Consider the following 18,636-nt stretch of genomic DNA (forward strand, 5'->3'; position numbering starts at 1 on the left):
ATGCACAACCTCACCCTCGCCGGATAAGCGAGCAGGCCGCACGGCAGCCCGCCATGCCCGAGGCCACTCGAAGATCATTTACGGGACAACCCTTACTTCCCCCGAGTGCGCCTCGACCGGTTGTCGTCGCACAGGGAGCCGGAGGGCGCGGGAGGGTCACTCGTACCGTGCTGACGGTGCGCCGGAAAAGTCGGCAGTCGGTCGGCGTGGGTCCTGGAAATCCTGGGGAAGCTGACCGAACGTGTGAACGGTTGTAAGCTGCCGGGATCGCCCTTGACCTGCGTGAAGCGGGCAGGGAGCAGACATTTCGGGAGTTATTTCATGTTTCGGACAATGTTCAAGTCCAAGATTCACCGCGCCACGGTCACCCAGGCCGATCTGCATTACGTCGGCTCCGTGACCGTCGACGCCGACCTGCTCGACGCGGCGGATCTGCTGCCCGGGGAGCTCGTCCACATCGTGGACATCACCAACGGTGCGCGGCTGGAGACGTACGTCATCGAGGGCGAGCGCGGATCCGGGGTCATCGGGATCAACGGCGCCGCCGCACACCTCGTGCACCCCGGGGACCTCGTCATCCTCATCAGCTACGCGCAGGTCGAGGACGCCGAGGCGCGGGTGCTCAAGCCCCGGGTCGTGCACGTCGACTCGGACAATCGCATCATCGAACTGGGCGCGGACCCGTCCGCCCCGGTACCGGGAACGGACCAGGAGCGCAGCCCCCACGCGGTGGCTGTCTGAGGGGAGTCGGGGACCATGTCGCAGAGCGGGGCCATCGAGTTCAAGGACGACCGCAAGGCCGGACGGCTGCTCGCCGTGGAGGACGGTGAGGTGGTCGGCCTCATCGCGTACTTCGTGCTCGACCCGGCGCCCCACGCCTTGGTGGCGGTGCACACCATCGTCGAGCCCGGGCACGAGGGGCGCGGGATCGCCGGGGACCTGGTGAAGGCCTTCTACGGGATCGCCGCCGCCGAAGGGGTGCCCGTGGTTCCGCTGTGCCCGTACGCGGCGAGCTGGGCCGCCCGGCACCCAGACCAGGCGCCCGAGGCGCCCGCCGAGGTCGTGGCGGCGGCGAAGGCGCAGCTCGACGCAAGCCCCGACCTGTGGTGACGTCCCTGACGCTGCTCCACACGTCGCCGGTCCACGTGCCGGTCTTCGACGCCCTGCGCGACCGCGACCACCCCGGGGCCGTGCTGCGCCACCTCGTGGCGCCGGAGCTGCTGGACCGGGCCCGTACGGAGGGCCCGGATTCGGTGGCTCCGGCCGTCCGCGCCCTGCTGGACGGTTCCTCCGGCCCGGTCCTCGTCACCTGCTCGACGATCGGCGGGGTCGCGGAGTCCCTGGAGCCGTCCCTCGGCGTCCCGGTCCTCCGCGTCGACCGCCCGATGGCGGCCGAGGCCGTCCGTGCGGGCCCGCGCGTCACGGTCCTGGCGACCGTGGAGTCGACGCTGGCCCCGACGGTCGCCCTGGTGGCGGAGGAGGCCGATCGAGTCGGCCGCCAGGTGTCGGTCACCACGCGCCTAGTCGCGGACGCGTGGCCCCGCTTCGAGGCCGGCGACACCGCCGGCTACCTCGCCCTCGTGGCCGAGGCGGCCGACGCCGTCACCGACGCGGATGCCATCGTCCTGGCCCAGGCCTCGATGGCGGACGCATCGTCCCTGACCAGGACCCCCATCCCGGTCCTCGCCAGCCCTGCCCCCGGCCTCACCGCGGCCCTCCAGGCCGTCGGTTGATCCGCACGCAGATGTCGATCATGCGGCCGTCCCGGTGGCGGTCCCGTCGTGGCGGGTGGCCGGTCCGCGCCACTGCTTGAGCTTGTGATGCAGGGCTCGACGGTGTTCCTGCTCGTGGGCCGTCGTGTCGAAAGACGATGACGGCGCCCCCGGCGGCTTCGTGCCGCCGGGGGCGCCGTTTTCGGTGGGCGTACGCATCCGTTTCCGGGGAAGGTGGGGCATATGGTGCGATATGAAGAGCAGATGCAGACGCAGCCGCCCGTCCCCGGACCGGATCCCGTGCCGCCCACGCCCGAGCCGCATCCCTTCCCGGATCCCGAGCCCATCCCGCGGCCCGTGCCGCCCGTGCCCACGCCGGTGCCCGAGCCGGTACCGCCGCCGCCCGGGCCCGCGCCGATCCCGCAGCCCGGCCCGCTCAGCGCGGAGCGGAGCGCCGGTTAGGCGGTGCGGACCTCGGAGCGGTCGCCGCTCCAGAGGGTGTGGAACGAGCCCTCGCGGTCGGTGCGCCGGTACGTGTGCGCCCCGAAGAAGTCCCGCTGGCCCTGGGTGAGGGCCGCCGGGAGCCGCTCCGCACGCAGGGCGTCGTAGTACGCCAGCGAGGCGCCGAACGCGGGCACCGGGATCCCGTGGTGCACCGCCGCCACCAGGACGGCCCGCCAGTCCTCCTGGGCCGCGCCGATCTCCTGGGCGAAGCCCGCATCCGCCAGCAGGCTCGGCAGGTCCGGCTGGGTGTCGTACGCCGTGCGGATCCGGTCCAGGAACGCCGCCCGGATGATGCAGCCGCCCCGCCACAGCGACGCCACCGCGCCCCGGTCCACGCCCCAGCCGTACTCCTCGCTGCCCGCCTGGATCTGGTGGAAGCCCTGGGTGTACGAGACGATCTTCGAGGCGTACAGGGCCTGCTCCACCTGGGCGGCGAAGGCGTCCGCCGCCTCCGCCGACAGGGGCGCAGCGGCCGGGCCCGCGAGCCCCCGGGCGGCCGTACGCAGGTCCGCGTGGCCCGAAACCGCACGGGCGAAGACCGCCTCCGCGATCCCCGACACCGGCACGCCCAGGTCCAGCGCGATCTGCACGGTCCAGCGGCCGGTGCCCTTCTGCTCGGCCGCGTCGGCCACGACGTCGACGAACGGGCGCCCGGTCTCGGCGTCCGTGTGCGCGAGCACCTCCGCCGTGATCTCGATCAGGTACGAGTCCAGCCGGCCCCGGTTCCACGCCCGGAAGGTCTCCGCGATCTTCGCGGGGGAGTAGCCGGCCACCTCGCGCAGCAGGTGGTAGGCCTCGGCGATGAGCTGCATGTCGGCGTACTCGATGCCGTTGTGCACCATCTTGACGAAGTGTCCGGCGCCGTCGGGGCCCACGTGCGAGACGCACGGCGTACCGTCGGCGGCCTTCGCCGAGATCTTCTCCAGCATCGGGCCGAGGGACGTGTACGACTCGGCCGAGCCGCCCGGCATGATGCTCGGGCCGAGCAGCGCACCCTCCTCGCCGCCCGAGATGCCCGCACCCACGAAGTGGATGCCCTGCTCGCGCAGCTCCTTCTCGCGCCGCCGGGTGTCCTCGAAGTGCGCGTTGCCGCCGTCGATGACGACATCGCCAGGCTCCAGCAGCGGGGTGAACTCGCGGATCACCGCATCCGTCGGCTCCCCCGCCTTCACCATGACGATCAGCCGCCGCGGCCTTTCCAGCGAGTCCACGAACTCCTTCGCGGACTCGGCGGGGACGAAGGTCCCCTCGTGCCCGAACTCCTCTACCAGGGCAGTGGTCTTCGCGGCCGTGCGGTTGTGGACGGCGACGGTGAAGCCGTTGCGGGCGAAGTTCCGGGCGAGGTTGCTTCCCATCACCGCGAGCCCGGTGACGCCGATCTGGGCCGTGCTGCTCATGCATGCGCTCCTGAGTGCCTCGATGTGCGGGTGAAAGCGACGCTACATGGGCAGAGATGCCTGCAGATCTCGCGCCATGCGAAAGAATGTCAACTTCCGTGAGCGTGCGCTCTGTTGCGCCCCTTGTCATGCTCTGATCGCGCCGTTAAGTTGTGCGGTTCCTGATGTCTTCAATGGGGGCTCCCATGGGTGTACGGGGTCGGCACCGCCGGTACCAGCCGAGCAGCATCAACCGCGCCTCGCTCGCCGTCACCGCCGGTGGCGCCGGGCTCGCACTCCCTCTGATCGGCGCCGGAACCGTCCACGCCGCCTCGGTGGACACCTGGAACAAGGTCGCCGACTGCGAGTCCACCAACAACTGGCACATCAACACGGGCAACGGCTACTACGGCGGGCTCCAGTTCAGCCAGAGCACGTGGCGCGCCTTCGGCGGCGCTGCGTACGCCGCCCGCGCCGACCTGGCCACCAAGGACCAGCAGATCGCGGTCGCCGAGAAGGTCCTGGGCGGGCAGGGCCCGCAGGCCTGGCCGGTGTGCGGGAAGCAGGCCGGGCTCTCCCGCAGCGGCCCGGCGCCCGCCGTCTCCCCACAGGGCCAGGGCCAGGGCGTGAAGGTCCAGGTCCAGGAGGTCAAGCCCGCCGCCCCGCAGACCGCCACGCCCAGCCCGACCGGGACCTCGGTCCTGCCGAACCCGTACGTCGTCGCGCCCGGCGACTCCCTCTCGGCGATCGCCACGAGCCGGCACGTGGAGGGCGGCTGGCAGGCGCTGTACGAGACCAACCGGGCCACCGTCGGCGGCAATCCGAACCTGATCTTCCCGGGTCAGCGGCTCACCCTGCGCATCACCGCCGCGCCGAGCGCGCCGCCCGCGCAGAACCCCGAGAAGCCCCCGCGGACGGCCGAGCCGGTCAAACCCGTGGAACCGAACGCGCAGAAGCCGGCGGAGAAACCGGCGGAGAAACCGGCGGAGAAGCCCGCCGAGAAGCCCGCCCCCGTGCCCGCCTCAGCGCAGCAGAAGCCGGCCTCGGGCGGCTTCGTCGCCCCCGTGGACGCCGCCATCGGCACCGCCTACCGCGTCGCGGGGTCCTCCTGGGCCAGCGGCTACCACACCGGCGTCGACTTTCCCGTGGCCACCGGGACGTCCGTCCAGGCCGTCGGCCCCGGCGAGATCGTCTCTGCGGGCTGGGCCGGTGCGTACGGCTATCAGGTCGTCATCCGGCATGCCGACGGCCGGTACTCCCAGTACGCGCACCTGTCGGCGCTCGGGGTCAAGGCCGGGCAGCAGGTGTCGGGCGGCCAGCGGATCGGCCGTTCCGGCTCCACCGGCAACACCAGCGGACCGCACCTCCACTTCGAGATGCGCACGTCCCCCGGCTACGGCTCCGACATCGACCCGCTGAAGTACCTCCGCGGTCGCGGCGTCGACATCTGACCCCCGCACGTGCGGCGGCACGACCGTGAGCAGGATCAGGCCGGCCGCCGCCAGCAGGGCGCTGACCAGTGCCGCCGCCGTGCCCGCCGCCCCGTAACGGAAGCCCTCGTCGAACAGGGAGATGCCGACCGCCGCCGCTACCACCGGGTTGACCACGGTCACCGTGGCCAGCGGCGCGGTCAGGCCCGCACCCCGGTAGGCCGCCTGCGAGAGCAGCAGGCCGCAGGACGCCAGGACGGCGATCGCCGCCAGATCGGGCCACAGCGAGCCCAGCGCGTCCGGTGCGAAGCCCTCGGCCACCGACTTGGTGAACACCGAGGCCATGCCGAAGGCCGTACCGGCCGCCGCCGCCAGAAGCACGCTGCGCAGCACCGGCCGGTGCATCCGGCGCGCCGCCAGGAACAGCACGGCCGCCCCGGACCCGGTGACGATGAGCAGCAGGCCCCGCTCCCCGCCCGCCAGCGGATGGCCCCCGCCCCCGCCCCCACCGGTCAGGGCCAGCAAGCCGGCAAGTCCCACCGTGGCCAGCACCGCACCGCGCCAGGCCGCCGCACCCGCCCGGCGGCGTACGAAGACCGCCGCCATCGGCAGCGCGAAGACGATGGTCAGCGCGCCGAGCGGCTGCACCAGGCTCAGCGGCCCGTACGCGAGGGCCACCACGTGCAGCAGGGCGCCCAGGCCGTTCAGCCCGACCGCGAACCACCAGCCGGCCCGGAGCAGCGGCGCGTACGGGCGGTCCGGGGTGGTGGCCGCGACCTGTTCCTGGACGATCGCGCCGCCCGCGTACGCGAGGGCGGACACCAGGCAGAGCAGGACTGACAGCGCTAGGGCACTCATGAAATCCACAATGCCGCACCTGAGCTGCCTTTTCCTCCCCCTACAGGTGGTCACCGGTCATACTCCGGGCATACTCCGGGAGGAGTACAGACCCTCTCGACCCTGCTCGTGGTGACGTCCCCGTCGCGGTGCGTGAGGGGTGGGGCGGCGGGTTTGGTTCCGGGCGCGTCGGATCCGTACAGTGGCGGTTTTGGGGACTTCCGCAGCACGCGGACGCGGACGAGTGATCAAGGAACGGCAGCGCCCATGACGGTGACCGAAGACAACCACGTGAGCGGGGACGAGCACGCCTACGGGCCGGGCATCGACCCGGAGCGCATGGCCGTCTGCCTCAGCGTGCTCGACGAGCTCGACCAGCTCGACGTCGACCACCCCGACGCGATCACCGTACGGCGTGCCACCGCGGGCATCTACCGCACGGTCAAGCAGCGCCGCCGCCAGGATCGCCGCGCCGCCAAGACCGCCAACGACAAGGCCGTCACCGAGGCCACCGCGACGGGCTCCGCCGAGCGCATCGACGACGAGACCGAGGGCATCCTGCCCTCCTCGGTCACGGAGGCCGGCCGGATCGCCGGGATACTCCAGCGCCCGCGCTCCTGCTACGTCTGCAAGACGCGGTACGTCGAGGTCGACTACTTCTACCACCAGCTCTGCCCGCAGTGCGCCGACGAGAACCGTGCCAAGCGCGAGGCCCGCGCCGACCTTGCCGGCAAGCGTGCGCTGCTCACCGGCGGCCGGGCCAAGATCGGCATGTACATCGCGCTGAGGCTGCTGCGCGACGGCGCCCACACGACGATCACCACCCGCTTCCCCAAGGACGCCATCCGCCGCTTCAAGGCGATGGACGACTCGGCGGACTGGATGCACCGCCTGGAGGTCGTCGGTATCGACCTGCGCGACCCGGCCCAGGCCGTGGCGCTCGCCGACCAGGTGGCCGAGGCCGGTCCGCTCGACATCCTGATCAACAACGCGACGCAGACCGTGCGCCGCCTGCCCACCGCGTACGCCGCGCTGGTCGAGGGGGAGAGCGCCCCGCTGCCGGCCGGGGAGCTCCCCGCCCACCACGTCATCGGCGCGTTCAACTCCGGTGCGGTCGACGGCCTGGCGGCGCTGCCCGTCGGCGTGAGCGGGCTCGATGCGCAGAAGGTCGCCGACCTCGCCCTGGTCGCGGGCAACGCCAGCATCGAACGGCACCTCGACGGCACCGCCATCGATGCGGGCGGCCTGCTGCCCGATGTCGTCGAATCCAACACCTGGGTGCAGACCATCGACCAGATCTCCCCGGTGGAGCTGCTGGAGACCCAGCTGTGCAACTACACGTCGCCGTTCATCCTGATCAGCGCGCTCCGGCCGGCGATGGCCGAGGCCGCCCGCAGGGCGTCCAGCGGACGTGCGTACGTGGTCAACGTCTCGGCGATGGAAGGCGTGTTCAGCCGCGGCTACAAGGGCGCGGGACATCCGAACACCAATGCCGCCAAGGCCGCGATGAACATGGTGACGCGGACCAGTGGCCAGGAGATGTTCGAGAGCGACCGCATCCTCATGACTTCGGTCGACACGGGCTGGATCACCGATGAGCGCCCGCACTTCGACAAGCTGCGCCTGGCCGAGGAGGGCTTCCACGCCCCCCTCGACCTCGTCGACGGTGCGGCCCGGGTCTACGACCCCGTCGTCCGCGGCGAGGCCGGCGAGGACCTGTACGGCGTCTTCCTCAAGGACTACGCGCCCGCCAACTGGTAGACCGCCCGGCGCGCCCGCGCCCGCGCCCGCCTGCCTGCCGCCCGCGCCCCTGCCTGTCGCCCGTCCGGCAGCCCGTGCCCCGGCCCCTCCCGAGGGGGCCGGGGCACGGCCGTTTCACGGCGTGCGCTCGTACGCCCCCGCCGCCACCAGCTCCAGGACCGGGCGCCAGTCCTCCATCACCCCCGCGTCGAGCCCGACGACCTTGCCCGCGTCATCCGCTTGGCGCAACGTCACCGCCGCTTCCGCATCCGGGTCGGCGGCGAAGGCCCGGATCTCCGCCTCGTCCATCGGCCCGCCCTGTGCCCGCAGGGTCAGCGCACTCTGCGGTGACAGCGCCCGGCCGGGTTCCAGGGCCGTCAGGCAGCGCTTGGCCGGCACGTGCAGCCGAACCAGCCGGGCCACGCGCTCTCCGAGCAGCGGACGGATCGCCTGCGCCGCATGGTCGGCGTGGCCCGCGTCGTCCCCGGGAAAGAGCAGGTGGCCCAGGTCGTGCACCAGGCCGGCGACTTGCAGCTCCTTGTCGAACGGATGCGAGCGGCGCAGCAGTGCAGCAGTCTGGAGCCCGTGATCGTGCAGATCGACCGGGTCCCCGCTGCGGTCGGGCGTGTCCCACGCCCCGCGGCACGCGAGCAGCAGCTCCATCAGCTCCTCGACGCTGTCGACCCTCGGCACCCCCGGCACTCCGGACCTCGCCACCGCCGCTCCCTCCGCTGCCTGCACTCCAGTCGTGCTGCCGGCGTCGAGCAGACCACCCGTCACGGGCACACCGGCGTACGACTTCCTGAACGCGCGGAGAAATCAAGCCGTCGAGTGGATTTTGCCAATCCATCGAGCGGGGGCGCGCTCATATGTGTACCCTGAGTGGCACAAGACGGCCGCATCCAGGCCAGGCTCAACCATGGCGCCACCGCGTCCGGAAACCCTTTACCCCTTGTGCCCGGTGCGCGGCTTGCCCTCCGGGTTACGCGACACAAAGGAGTGCGCGGTGACAGACACGACGACGAAGTCCGACGAGACGCTGAAGGAGCACACGGCGAGGCGGAGCCGCAACGCCGACGAGCTCGGCAGTCTCGAAGTCTGGGCCCGGTCCGCCCCGATCCGGCTCGCGGGTTACGAGGACGACCTGGCGGAGTCCCACATCCTGCCCGGCATCGACTAGCCCCGACGCCCGACGCACGACGTCCCACAGCGCCCCCCGAGCCGACCGGCGACGGGGGCGCGGTGCTGCGCCCGCCCCGGCCTGGAGCCGCGGACCGCGCAGGATGCCCGCATGGTTCCCGTCCGGCGTACGCCCTGAGCGGCATCGCTGTGAGCGATCAAGACTTCCTGCCGGAGCCCCGCCCCGGCAGGCTGGACCGCATGAAGCTACTGATGCTGGGCGGAACCGAATTCGTCGGACGCACGGTCACCGAGGACGCCCTGGCGCGGGGCTGGGAGGTCACCGTCTTCCACCGCGGGCACCACGCGCCGCCGCAAGGCGCCGGCACCCTGCACGGCGACCGCACCGCGGCCGGGGGCCTGGACGCCCTCGCCGCGGGGGAGTGGGACCTGGTGGTCGACACCTGGGGCGGCGCACCGACCGCCGTGCGCGACAGCGCACGGCTGCTGGCCGGCCGCGCCGGACACTACACGTACATCTCCAGCCGCTCGGTGTACCGGTACCCCGCCCCCGCCGGGATGGCCGAGGACGGCCCGCTGGTCGAGGGCTCTGCTGACGCAGACGGCACGGCCTACGCCGAGGACAAGCGGGGCGGCGAGATCGCCGCCACCGACGCCTTCGGGGACCGGGCCCTGCTGGTCCGCGCCGGACTGATCCTCGGGCCGTACGAGAACGTCGGCCGACTTCCCTGGTGGCTGAACCGTGCCGCCCGCGGCGGGCCGATGCTCGCCCCGCGCCCGAGCGGGTCCATGGTCCAGTACATCGACGTACGCGACCTCGCGGCCTGGACCCTGGACGCCGCCGGGGCCGGACTCGGCGGCCCGTACAACGTGGTCTGCCCGCCCGGGCACGCCACGATGAACCGGTTCCTCGAAGCCTGCGCGGCCGTCACCGGCGGCGGCGCCGAGCTCCGCTGGACCGACCCGGCACGGATCGAGGAGGCCGGCGTGCAGCCCTGGACCGAACTGCCGCTCTGGCTCCCCGAGGGCGACCAGCACGACTACATGTACGGCGGCGACGTCACCAAGGCGCACACGGCTGGCCTGAAGTGCCGCCCGGTCGAGGAGACCGTGGCCGACACCTGGGCATGGCTCACCTCGCTCGGCGGAGTGCCCCCACAGCGCCCCGACCGGCCCGCGCCCGGCCTCGACGCCGAGCGCGAGGCGGCGCTACTCGGGCTCTGACCAGGACGCTTCCGCGAGACGAGTCGGCGGGAGGTACTCGCGCAGCAGCCTGCGGTGCCACCACGCGCCCGTCTCGCGCAGCTCCCGCCAGGTGGTGAACCGGTAGCGGTACAGCCGGGCCCGCACGTACACGGGCGGGGCGTCCGGGAAGGGATTGTGGCGCAGCAGCCGCAGAGTGTCCCGGTCGCCCACCAGCAGCCGCTCCACGAACGGCCCGAACCAGTCCCGCGCATAGCCGGGGGAGAGGGCCGCGAACCACATCAGCCAGTCCAGCCGCAGGTGGTACGGGGCGAACTGGCGCGGAATGCTGCGCAGATCCCCCGGTTTGCCCTTGAACCCGTACTCCCGCCACGCGCCGTCCTCCCGCGGCACCGGGTCCGCGGTGCCCTCGACGACCACCTCGTCCCGGATCCGGCCCACCGTGCCGAAGGCGCCGTATGTGTTGACCAGGTGGAGGGAGTCGAAGGAGCGGTTCATCACCTGGCGCCGCGAGACCATGTTGAGCACCGGATGCCGGCTCAGCACCAGCACCAGCACGGTCACCGCACACACCAGGACCGCGAACCAGACGGGCGCCGGACGCGAAGCGGCGGCCGGCGGCGGTCCCGCGAGTCCCGTGAAGTCGACCGCCGACAGGGCCGGGGTGATCGTCAGCCAGTTCAGCCAGGCGAAGTTGCCCGACAGCACCAGCCACAGCTGCGTCGCCACGATGACCCCGGCCGCGTACGAGGCCACGGGCTGCGGAGTGAACAGCAGGACCGGGATCACCAGTTGCGTCACGTGGTTGGCCGCGCACTCCACCCGGTGCAGCGGTTTCGGCAGGTGGTGGAAGAACCAGCTCAGCGGCCCCGGCATCGGCTGCGTCTCGTGGTGGTAGTAGAGGCAGGTGAGCCGGCGCCAGCAGGAGTCCCCGCGCATCTTGATCAACCCTGCGCCGAACTCCACCCGGAAGACCACCCAGCGCAGCAGCCACAGCACCAGCACCGGCGGCCCGACCCGTTCGTTGCCGAGGAAGACCGCGAGGAAGCCCACCTCCAGCAGCAGCGACTCCCACCCGAAGGAATACCAGGTCTGGCCCACGTTCACGATCGAGAGGTACAACAGCCACAGCAGCGCCCACATGCCCATGGCCGCACCCAGCGGAACGAGGTCCCCCGCCCCCGCGGCCAGAGCCGCGGACACCGCCGCGCCCGCCCAGGCGCAACCGGCGAAGAAGCGGTCCGAGTAGCGCAGTTGGAACAGGCTCGGGGCGCGTTTGAACGGCACGTACTGCACGTAGCGCGGCACGGGCAGCATGCCGTGCGCCCCGATCAGTGCCCGGAACTGAAGGACGGCCGCGAGGAACGCGAACAGGTAGACGCCGGCGAGGGCCCGCTGGAAGATCAGCCGGCCCAGCCAGTAACCGGGCGCCGTGAACCAGTCCATCCCCTCCAGTATCGAGCCGATCAGGCCGCGGCGGCCAGCTTGCGCACGGTGCGGCCGAGCCGGCGGGCGTAGCACTGCTGCAGGAAGGGGACCACCGGGCCCGCGAGCCGGGTGTACCAGGCCGCCGGGCGGCTGAAGGCGGTCACCTCGAACCACACCGTGCCGTCCGGGTCCCGGTGCACCATGAAGGACTCCTCCCCGCACTCCGGGTGGCCGGCCAGCGTCCCGTACGCGAAACCGATGCGCGTGGGCTCGTAAGCGGTCCAGACCACCTGGCACGGCGCGCTGATCCGCAGCGGCCCGAAGCCGATCCCGACCACGACCCGGCTCCCGGGCCGGACCGCGCCGTGGCCGGCCCGGACGAACAGGCCCGAGGCCCGGTGGGCGCCGAAGGTGGTGACGGCCGTTCCGGCGGTCTCGAAGACGGCCTGCCCGTGGCCGATCCGGGTGCGGTGGTGCAGGTGGTTGTATCCGGCGGGCAGCGGGCGGCGCTCCGTCGCACCCCGGTCGGGGTGGTTGAAGGCGGGCCGGCCGGCATTGATGAGTCGGGTCATGGGGTGGTCTCCTCCCGTCGGGTGGCGTCCCCGGCCAGCCGGCGCCAGGCCAGCAGCGAGCACAGGGCGAAGCCGAGCGCGTTGCCGAGACCATGGGTCGCGGCCATCCAGGTCAAGGTGGGGTGCACGAGGTCGGCGGCCTCGCCGAGCGCCCACCACAGGGCGAGCAGCATGGTGGCCACCAGGACCGTCGCCGAGGCCGCCAGCAGCGCCCCGGTGGCGCGGTCCCGTGCGGCGGGCCGGATCTCCCGCCAGGTCATGAGCGCGACCGCCCACATCCCGCCGGTCAGCACCACCGCGCCCGCCAGTTCCACCCAGTCGTCCACGAAGTACCCGAGGAGGACGAGCAGGGTCCCGCCGGGGACGCTGTACGCGGCCCAGCGGGCCGGTGCCGCACCGCGATCGGGTGCCGCGGCCCGGCACACCAGCCCGGCGACCAGGGCCGCCGTGAACCCGGCGAAGTGGAAGTGCGGCACGGTCAGCGCCAGGATGTCCAGGTCGAAGCCGAACAGCCGGTACCCGGCGCGCTCGGCGACGAGCGCGGTCCCGGCGACGGACGGCGAGACCAGCGCGGTGAACACGGCGATCTCCGCCGGCGCGAGCGTCCGTGTCCCCCCGGACGCGGTCCGCAGGGCCCGCAGCAGCCGGGCCGGGGCCCGGGCCGCGAGCGCCAGGGTGGCCGCGGCGTACAGTGCGGCGAACGCCGCGGCGGGGGCGCCGCGCGGCAGCCAGAGGCACAGGGCTCCGGGGGCGGCGAGCAGCGGCCAGATCCGGGCGGTCCGGCGCAGTCCGGCCGGGTCGATCAGACGCAGGCCGGCGGGGATGACGTAGAGCATGCCCAGCGTGACGATCAGGCGCACCAGTACCTGCACCGCAGACTCCCCTCCGAGTGCGGCCGAACGCTTTGAACGCGTTCAACTCGCGATGGTGACCTTACGAGGTTCCTTGAACATGTTCAAGACGGCTCGGGTCGCAGTCCGACTTCGTCCCGGCGCTCCGGTTGCGGCCTTCCCGCGGATACGGCAGACAAGAGGGAGCAACCGGGGCGAAAGGGAGATTCACGTGCACGTACCGACACCTCGTCAGACTCCGCGCCGTCATGCACCGGCCCGCGCCGCCCTCTTCACGCTCCTCGGTCTGCTCGCCGCGGCCTGCGGAGCCTCCGAAGAACCCGCGAGCACGGCCGGCCCCGAGAGTCAGGAGGTCCTGCTCCAGCCCGTCGCCGCGGCCGGCCCCGACCCCTTCACCGCCACCTCCGCCATCGGAGAGTCCGCCCCCGCGCAGCCCTCTCTGCCCAATCCGACCGGCCAGGGCATCCGCACCGTCAACGCGGCCACCCCCGGCCTCTACGGCGGCACCCAGCGGCTGAGCAGCTGCGACGTGGAGGCGCAGTTGCGCGCCCTCACCGAGGACGGCACCAAGGCCAAGGCCTTCGCCCAGGCAGCCTCCGTCGAGACGGCCAAGATCCCCGAGTTCCTGCGCGGCCTCACCCCGGTCGTGCTCCGCGCCGACACCCGGGTCACCAACCACTCCTTCCGCGACGGCCGCGCGGAGGGCTTCCAGTCCGTGCTCCAGGCCGGCACCGCCGTCCTCGTCGACGACCACGGAATGCCCCGGGTCCGGTGCGCCTGCGGAAATCCGCTGCTCGCGCCGCGCGCCCCCAAGGGCTCACCGGCGCTCAAGGGCGACAAGTGGAGCGGCTACCAGCCCCACCAGGTCATCGTCATCGAACCGACCCCGCACGCGATCAAGAGCCTGGTCATCGTCAACACCACCGACAACACCTGGCTCGAACGCAAGACCGGCGACGACGGCGCCCAGGACCGCACCCCGCAGGCGGTGCCCGCGTACGACCCCGCGCAAGGCATCCCCACCGGCCACGCGACCCGGCCCGGGGCCTCCCCGGCCGAGCCCTGCGCTCCGCCCGAGACGGACGCCGGCGCGAACGCCGGGACGAACAACCCGGCCCGGACCGCACCGCCGGCCCCGCCGAAGCCGCCGGGCGGCCCCCTCGGGGTTCCGGCCCCCGAGGCCACGGACTGCGTGCCGGTGCAGAGCGCCCCGGACCGGCAGGCCCAGCCGGCCAAGCCCGCGCCCTCCGCCCCGCAGCGGCCCGGGCGACCGCGCGTGCCTCCGCGGTCGGACGCGCCCGCGAACCCGCCCGTGCCTCCGCGGTCGGACGCGCCCGCGAACCCGTCGGGCGACCTCCCGCCGGACTCCCTCGCCGACCAGTCCCCGCAGGGCCCGGCCGCCCCGGGGCTCCCGCCGGCGCCCGACGCTCTGACGCCGCTGCCGTCCGACACGGGCGACCCCCACGCCCCCGACGGCTCGCGCGCCCTGGACGACCCGTTCACCCCGCATGCCCCGGACGGCTCGCACGCTCCGGATGACCCGTTCACCCCGCGCGCCCCGGACGGCTCGCTCACCCCGGACGGTCCGCTCACCCCGCACGTCCCCGACGGCTCGCACACTCCGGATGACCCGTTCACCCCGCATGCCCCGGACGGCTCGCACGCTCCGGATGACCCGTTCACCCCGCACGCCCCCGACGGCCCGCACGCCCCGGACGACCCGTTCACCCTGGACGACCCGTTCACTGTCCCGGGCCGGCAGCAGCCGCCCTCGGATCCCGTCCGGTACTTGGAGAGCGCCTGAGCGGCCCGTGTGTCATGGTGGATCGGTGCCGACCACCGTATCGCTGCCGGACGACTGGCCCGCACACCCGGACCGGTCGCTGTCGCTGAACCGCATGGGAAGTTTCGACTGGGACCTGGTCACCGGTCTCATGCACATGGACGCAGCGGCCCTCGACGTGTTCGACACGACGCCCGAGGAGTACGACGGACACCCCGAGTCCCTCTCCCCACGCGTCCCGGTCGCCGAGGCGACGAGGCTCGACGCCCTCGTCTCCAGCGCTCTCAAGGGCGGCGACGACAACTACGGCGCCTACTTCCGGATCCGCTGCCGGGACGGCCTGCTGCGCTGGACCCACACGCAGGGCCGCGTCATGCGCGGCCCCGACGGCCGCCCCTTCCGGATCATCGGCATCGTCCGCGACGCCACCGACGAGCTCAGCCACTCGGCGGAGCGCCTCGGCCTCGACGAGGAGCGGCGCCGCCAGACCTCGGTGGTCGAGAGCACCACCGCCGCCCTCGCGCACGCCCGGACCGTGCAGGACGTCATCGACGTCATCGGCGACGCCCACGGCCTGGAGCGGCTCGGCTCCATGGGCATGGTGATGGGCCTGGTCGAAGCCGGGCGGATCCACCTCGTGGCGGAGGGGCCGGAGGGCAGTTTCGTACCCGGCACCCGCTTCACCCGGATCGACGAGCCGTACCCGATGAGCGAGGTCGTCCGCTCGCTGCAGCCGCGCTTCCTCGACACCGCGCAGGAATTCGCCGAGGGGTACCCCGAGCTCTGGTCGAAGATCTCGTCCATGGACATTTCGGCGGCCGCCTACCTGCCGCTGATCGCCCAGGCCCGCCCGATCGGCGCGATCGGACTGCTCTACCAGGACAAGGACGGCTTCACCCAGGACGAGCGGAACCTGCTGGTCGCACTGGGCAGCAGCATCGCGCAGAGCCTCCAGCGCGCCATGCTGCTGGAGCAGGAGCACGACCTGGCGGAAGGCCTCCAGCAGGCGATGCTCCCGCGCCGCATCCCGTCGGTGCCGGGCGCGGAGATCGCCGTACGGTACCGCTCCGCCCGGATGGGCCGGGACATCGGCGGCGACTGGTACGACGTCATCCCCCTGCCGGGAGGCCGGGTCGGGGCGGTCATCGGCGACGTCCAGGGCCACGACACGCACGCGGCCGCGGTCATGGGCCAGCTGCGGATCGTGCTGCGCGCGTACGCCGCCGAAGGGCACTCCCCGGGCACCGTCATGGCCCGGGCCTCCGTCTTCCTGCACGAGCTGGACACCGACCGCTTCGCGACGTGCACGTACGTGCAGGCCGACCTCTCCACGGGTGTGCTGCAAGTGGTCCGCGCCGGGCACATCGACCCGCTGCTGCGCACCCGCGAGGGGGACTGCCGGAGGCTGCCCGTGGAGGGCGGGATGCCGCTGAGCCTGTCGGCCGAGTTCGGCCGCCTGGAGTACCCGGTGACCACCGTGGAACTGGACCAGGGCGAGACGATCCTGCTGTGCACGGACGGCCTCGTGGAACACCCCGGGGCGGACCTCGACGACGGGATCCAGCTGCTCACCTCGCTGATCCGAAGCGGACCGGCGGACCTGCCGCGGCTGGCGGACCGGCTCTGCGGGGTGATCGACGAGCGGGGCGGAGACGACGACATGGCGCTGCTCCTGCTGCGCCGCCAGGTGAAGGACGTCCCGCAGGGCGGCGGCCGCCTCCAGCAGCACGTGGCCCAGGGAGACCCGGAAGCCCTGGTCGCGGCCCGCCACATGATCGGCGCGGCGGTGCGGTCATGGGGCGCGCGGGAGCGGGCCGACGAGATCGAGCTCGTTGCGGACGAGCTCATCGTGAACGCGCTGATGCACACGGACGGCCCGGCGATCGTGACCCTCCGGGTCCTGGCGGGCCCGCAGCGCAGACTCCGCGTGGAGGTCGAGGACCGCTCCAGCGCACTGCCGCGCCGCCGCGAGGCGGGCGACGCCGGCGTCTCGGGCCGCGGCCTGATGCTGGTGGACCGCCTTGCGGACGTCTGGGGAGTGGAGTCGCGGGGCAGCGGCAAGTGCGTCTGGTGCGAGTTCGTGATGTCCTGACCGGCCCGGCCGAGGCCCGTGGCCGCGAGCCCGGCAGCGACGCGGCCCCCCGCCCCGGGTCGCCGGGGCGGCGCCCGCGCGGCACGCTGGGGGCATGCCCGAGCTGCCGGAGGTCGAGGCCCTGAGGGAGTTCCTCGACGAGCACCTCGCCGGGCGGGTGGTGGAGCGCGTCCTCCCGCTCGCCGTCAGCGTGCTGAAGACGTACGCTCCCCCGCTCACCGCCCTCGAAGGGCAGCCGGCCGGGGCCACCGCCCGCCACGGCAAGTTCCTCGCGCTGCGGATCGGCGAACTCCACCTCGTCACCCATCTGGCCCGGGCCGGCTGGCTCCGCTGGCAGGACACCCTGCCCGACCGGCCGCCGCGCCCCGGCAAGGGCCCGCTGGCCCTGCGCGTCGTCCTGGAGGGCGGCGGCGGCTTCGACCTCACCGAGGCCGGCACCCAGAAGCGCCTCGCCGTGTACGTCGTCCGCGACCCGCTGGAGGTGCCCGGCATCGCCCGTCTCGGCCCCGACCCGCTCGCCGACGGGTTCGACCGGGACGCGTTCGCCGCGCTCCTGGCGGGGGAGCGGCGGCAGATCAAGGGGGTGCTGCGCGATCAGGGCGTCATCGCGGGGATCGGGAACGCGTACAGCGACGAGATCCTGCACGCGGCGAAGGTCTCGCCCTTCAAACTGGCCGCCTCCTTCGACGAGGAGCAGGTCACCCACCTGTACGAGGCCGTCCGGCGGACCCTGCGCGAGGCCGTCGAACGGGCGCACGGCGTGGCCGCCGGGAACCTCAAGGCCGAGAAGAAGAGCGGGCTGCGGGTGCACGGCCGGGACGGGGAGCCGTGCCCGGTGTGCGGGGACACGGTCCGTTCGGTGTCGTTCGCCGACTCCTCGCTCCAGTACTGCCCGACCTGCCAGACCGGTGGCAAGCCGCTCGCCGACCGGAGGCTGTCCCGTCTCCTCAAATGACGTTCCCCTGCGTAGACTCCGGCCCCATGTCCGAGCAGCACCAGCCGCCGTCGCCGCCCCGGCGGGAGATCGTCACGGGCGTGCCCCGCGGTGCCCGTCGCCGCCCGCCCGCGCACACCCCGGCCCGTTCGGAGATCTCCGAGCAGACCACGCTGGGCGCGACCTATGTCCGGGCCCTGATGCGCAGCCAACTCCGGGCCGGGCTGGGTGCGCTGGGCGCGCTCGCGCTGCTCGTCGGGACGCTGCCGGTGCTGTTCGCGCTGCCGCGCTCCGCGTCGGGCCCGCTGGTCTGGGTGGCCCTCGGCCTGGTGGTGTACCCGGTGATGTGGCTGATCGCCCGGTGGTACGTCACCCGGGCCGAGCGCAACGAGGCCGATTTCACCGGCCTGGTAATGGATCCGGCGGAGGCGCCGGGTCCCCGCCGGTCCGTCTGACCCCGGAGCCCGCGTCAGAACAGGTGCATCGCCAAGTGGCCCAGCGGCAGGCCGAGCTGCCAGGCCGGGGTCCACACCCGTGCGTTCTCGTCCAGGCCGGGCGGGGTGTCGTCGTGGTCGGGCCGGCCCGGGTCGAGGTTGGTGGCGAACAGTTCGGTGCGGTCCAGCCAGCGCCAGGCCGCGCGGGCCAGTTCGAGGTCCGGGTCCTCGCCGCGGCCGCGCTCCCTGGCCTCCTCGCCCAGTGCGAGGAACCGGGTGTGCACCCAGTCGCGCCAGGGGTGCCCGTACGCCGTCAGCGACAGCCATTCGTCGAGCTGCGAGACCACCCGGATCCCGGAGAGTTCGCCGGCCGCGTCGGAGAGGTAGATCGTCAGCGCGAGCGTGTCCCGCCCGGCGCGGAACTCCAGGGTACTGACCGGGATCAGCCGGCCCGTGCGCAGCAGTTCGTCGGCGATGTACTCCGCGTAGAGCCATGCCATGGGCACCGCGAGCCCGCCGTCACTGGTGCCGTTCGTACCCTCGGGCTGCACCGTTCCACCTTCTCCCGCGCGTCGAGCTTCCCGTCGTCAGCCATGAGCC

The 18,636-nt window shown here is 73.0% G+C and carries 18 protein-coding genes and 1 pseudogene; 12 read left to right on the plus strand and 7 right to left on the minus strand.

Going from position 1 to position 18,636, the window contains the following annotated elements; genetic code table 11:
- The first annotated feature begins 321 nt into the window (after window positions 1-321).
- The 4 genes from panD (at window position 322) to ABTY04_RS10035 (ending at window position 2,174) form a co-directional block, all read left to right on the plus strand.
- The gene (gene panD / locus ABTY04_RS10020; protein WP_352212874.1) at window positions 322-741 is read left to right on the plus strand and encodes an aspartate 1-decarboxylase; all 420 of its coding nucleotides are present in this window, start codon (window positions 322-324) and stop codon (window positions 739-741) included.
- Between the two features lie 15 nt (window positions 742-756).
- Window positions 757-1,110, plus strand: a complete 354-nt coding sequence (locus ABTY04_RS10025; protein WP_352212875.1) for a GNAT family N-acetyltransferase — start codon at window positions 757-759, stop codon at window positions 1,108-1,110.
- A complete protein-coding gene (locus ABTY04_RS10030) occupies window positions 1,104-1,733 on the plus strand; it encodes an aspartate/glutamate racemase family protein (RefSeq protein ID WP_352212876.1) in 630 nt (209 codons plus the stop codon). The genes ABTY04_RS10025 and ABTY04_RS10030 overlap by 7 nt, the downstream gene beginning before the upstream one ends.
- Window positions 1,734-1,955: 222 nt before the next feature.
- Entirely contained in the window at window positions 1,956-2,174 is a 219-nt protein-coding gene (locus ABTY04_RS10035) for a hypothetical protein (RefSeq protein ID WP_352212877.1), read from the plus strand.
- On the opposite strand, the gene gnd is transcribed toward ABTY04_RS10035, so the two are convergent.
- Window positions 2,171-3,613 (minus strand): NADP-dependent phosphogluconate dehydrogenase, encoded by a 1,443-nt coding sequence (gene gnd, locus ABTY04_RS10040; protein ID WP_352212878.1) that lies wholly within the window; start codon window positions 3,611-3,613, stop codon window positions 2,171-2,173. The two genes, ABTY04_RS10035 and gnd, sit on opposite strands and share 4 nt — an antisense overlap.
- Window positions 3,614-3,798: 185 nt before the next feature.
- Between gnd and ABTY04_RS10045 the strand changes: the two genes are divergently transcribed.
- Complete coding sequence (locus ABTY04_RS10045; RefSeq protein ID WP_352212879.1) at window positions 3,799-5,043, plus strand: transglycosylase family protein; 1,245 nt, start codon at window positions 3,799-3,801, stop codon at window positions 5,041-5,043.
- Window positions 5,044-5,067: 24 nt separating this feature from the next.
- Here ABTY04_RS10045 and ABTY04_RS10050 read toward each other — a convergent pair.
- Window positions 5,068-5,880 (minus strand): annotated as a pseudogene (locus ABTY04_RS10050) (DMT family transporter); the annotation flags it as partial.
- Between the two features lie 246 nt (window positions 5,881-6,126).
- On the opposite strand from ABTY04_RS10050, the gene ABTY04_RS10055 reads away from it, so the two are divergent.
- Complete coding sequence (locus ABTY04_RS10055) at window positions 6,127-7,620, plus strand: SDR family NAD(P)-dependent oxidoreductase (RefSeq protein ID WP_352212880.1); 1,494 nt, start codon at window positions 6,127-6,129, stop codon at window positions 7,618-7,620.
- Window positions 7,621-7,734: 114 nt separating this feature from the next.
- On the opposite strand, the gene ABTY04_RS10060 is transcribed toward ABTY04_RS10055, so the two are convergent.
- A complete protein-coding gene (locus tag ABTY04_RS10060) occupies window positions 7,735-8,262 on the minus strand; it encodes an HD domain-containing protein (protein ID WP_352213044.1) in 528 nt (175 codons plus the stop codon).
- A gap of 343 nt (window positions 8,263-8,605) precedes the next feature.
- On the opposite strand from ABTY04_RS10060, the gene ABTY04_RS10065 reads away from it, so the two are divergent.
- Window positions 8,606-8,779, plus strand: coding sequence for a hypothetical protein (locus ABTY04_RS10065; RefSeq protein ID WP_352212881.1), 174 nt, complete (start codon window positions 8,606-8,608; stop codon window positions 8,777-8,779).
- Window positions 8,780-8,979: 200 nt separating this feature from the next.
- A complete protein-coding gene (locus ABTY04_RS10070; RefSeq protein WP_352212882.1) occupies window positions 8,980-9,963 on the plus strand; it encodes an NAD-dependent epimerase/dehydratase family protein in 984 nt (327 codons plus the stop codon).
- Here ABTY04_RS10070 and ABTY04_RS10075 read toward each other — a convergent pair.
- From ABTY04_RS10075 to ABTY04_RS10085, 3 genes are read right to left on the minus strand one after another with little or no spacing between them, the layout of a single operon-like run.
- Entirely contained in the window at window positions 9,949-11,388 is a 1,440-nt protein-coding gene (locus ABTY04_RS10075) for a lipase maturation factor family protein (protein WP_352212883.1), read from the minus strand. The two genes, ABTY04_RS10070 and ABTY04_RS10075, sit on opposite strands and share 15 nt — an antisense overlap.
- 20 nt (window positions 11,389-11,408) lie before the next feature.
- Window positions 11,409-11,942: a DUF1990 domain-containing protein gene (locus ABTY04_RS10080; RefSeq protein WP_352212884.1), complete on the minus strand. Its 534-nt coding sequence runs from the start codon at window positions 11,940-11,942 to the stop codon at window positions 11,409-11,411.
- Complete coding sequence (locus ABTY04_RS10085) at window positions 11,939-12,814, minus strand: YndJ family protein (protein ID WP_352212885.1); 876 nt, start codon at window positions 12,812-12,814, stop codon at window positions 11,939-11,941. The genes ABTY04_RS10080 and ABTY04_RS10085 overlap by 4 nt, the downstream gene beginning before the upstream one ends.
- 190 nt (window positions 12,815-13,004) lie before the next feature.
- Here ABTY04_RS10085 and ABTY04_RS10090 point away from each other — a divergent pair, with 190 nt between their 5' ends.
- The 4 genes from ABTY04_RS10090 (at window position 13,005) to ABTY04_RS10105 (ending at window position 18,057) form a co-directional block, all read left to right on the plus strand.
- The gene (locus ABTY04_RS10090; RefSeq protein WP_352212886.1) at window positions 13,005-14,597 is read left to right on the plus strand and encodes a DUF6777 domain-containing protein; all 1,593 of its coding nucleotides are present in this window, start codon (window positions 13,005-13,007) and stop codon (window positions 14,595-14,597) included.
- A gap of 7 nt (window positions 14,598-14,604) precedes the next feature.
- Window positions 14,605-16,668 (plus strand): SpoIIE family protein phosphatase, encoded by a 2,064-nt coding sequence (locus ABTY04_RS10095; protein ID WP_352212887.1) that lies wholly within the window; start codon window positions 14,605-14,607, stop codon window positions 16,666-16,668.
- A gap of 94 nt (window positions 16,669-16,762) precedes the next feature.
- Window positions 16,763-17,623 (plus strand): Fpg/Nei family DNA glycosylase, encoded by an 861-nt coding sequence (locus ABTY04_RS10100; RefSeq protein WP_352212888.1) that lies wholly within the window; start codon window positions 16,763-16,765, stop codon window positions 17,621-17,623.
- Between the two features lie 26 nt (window positions 17,624-17,649).
- Window positions 17,650-18,057, plus strand: a complete 408-nt coding sequence (locus ABTY04_RS10105; RefSeq protein WP_352212889.1) for a hypothetical protein — start codon at window positions 17,650-17,652, stop codon at window positions 18,055-18,057.
- 14 nt (window positions 18,058-18,071) lie between these two features.
- Here the strand turns inward: ABTY04_RS10105 and ABTY04_RS10110 are convergent, their stop codons facing one another.
- On the minus strand, window positions 18,072-18,536 hold the full coding sequence (locus ABTY04_RS10110; RefSeq protein WP_352213045.1) for a hypothetical protein: 465 nt from the start codon (window positions 18,534-18,536) through the stop codon (window positions 18,072-18,074).
- Between the last annotated feature and the right edge of the window lie 100 nt (window positions 18,537-18,636).

The sequence above is a fragment of the Streptomyces sp. NPDC097981 genome, from assembly GCF_040302565.1.
Taxonomy (GTDB): domain Bacteria; phylum Actinomycetota; class Actinomycetes; order Streptomycetales; family Streptomycetaceae; genus Streptomyces.

What these genes read in the sequence shown, in the direction of transcription:
- ABTY04_RS10045 (WP_352212879.1), top strand. Translation starts at nt 3,799, where the DNA reads ATGGGTGTACGGGGTCGGCACCGCCGGTACCAGCCGAGCAGCATCAAC.
- ABTY04_RS10025 (WP_352212875.1), top strand. Translation starts at nt 757, where the DNA reads ATGTCGCAGAGCGGGGCCATCGAGTTCAAGGACGACCGCAAGGCCGGA.
- gnd (WP_352212878.1), bottom strand. Translation starts at nt 3,613, where the DNA reads ATGAGCAGCACGGCCCAGATCGGCGTCACCGGGCTCGCGGTGATGGGA.
- panD (WP_352212874.1), top strand. Translation starts at nt 322, where the DNA reads ATGTTTCGGACAATGTTCAAGTCCAAGATTCACCGCGCCACGGTCACC.
- ABTY04_RS10080 (WP_352212884.1), bottom strand. Translation starts at nt 11,942, where the DNA reads ATGACCCGACTCATCAATGCCGGCCGGCCCGCCTTCAACCACCCCGAC.
- ABTY04_RS10035 (WP_352212877.1), top strand. Translation starts at nt 1,956, where the DNA reads ATGGTGCGATATGAAGAGCAGATGCAGACGCAGCCGCCCGTCCCCGGA.
- ABTY04_RS10055 (WP_352212880.1), top strand. Translation starts at nt 6,127, where the DNA reads ATGACGGTGACCGAAGACAACCACGTGAGCGGGGACGAGCACGCCTAC.
- ABTY04_RS10075 (WP_352212883.1), bottom strand. Translation starts at nt 11,388, where the DNA reads ATGGACTGGTTCACGGCGCCCGGTTACTGGCTGGGCCGGCTGATCTTC.
- ABTY04_RS10100 (WP_352212888.1), top strand. Translation starts at nt 16,763, where the DNA reads ATGCCCGAGCTGCCGGAGGTCGAGGCCCTGAGGGAGTTCCTCGACGAG.
- ABTY04_RS10105 (WP_352212889.1), top strand. Translation starts at nt 17,650, where the DNA reads ATGTCCGAGCAGCACCAGCCGCCGTCGCCGCCCCGGCGGGAGATCGTC.
- ABTY04_RS10060 (WP_352213044.1), bottom strand. Translation starts at nt 8,262, where the DNA reads ATGGAGCTGCTGCTCGCGTGCCGCGGGGCGTGGGACACGCCCGACCGC.
- ABTY04_RS10110 (WP_352213045.1), bottom strand. Translation starts at nt 18,536, where the DNA reads ATGGCATGGCTCTACGCGGAGTACATCGCCGACGAACTGCTGCGCACG.
- ABTY04_RS10070 (WP_352212882.1), top strand. Translation starts at nt 8,980, where the DNA reads ATGAAGCTACTGATGCTGGGCGGAACCGAATTCGTCGGACGCACGGTC.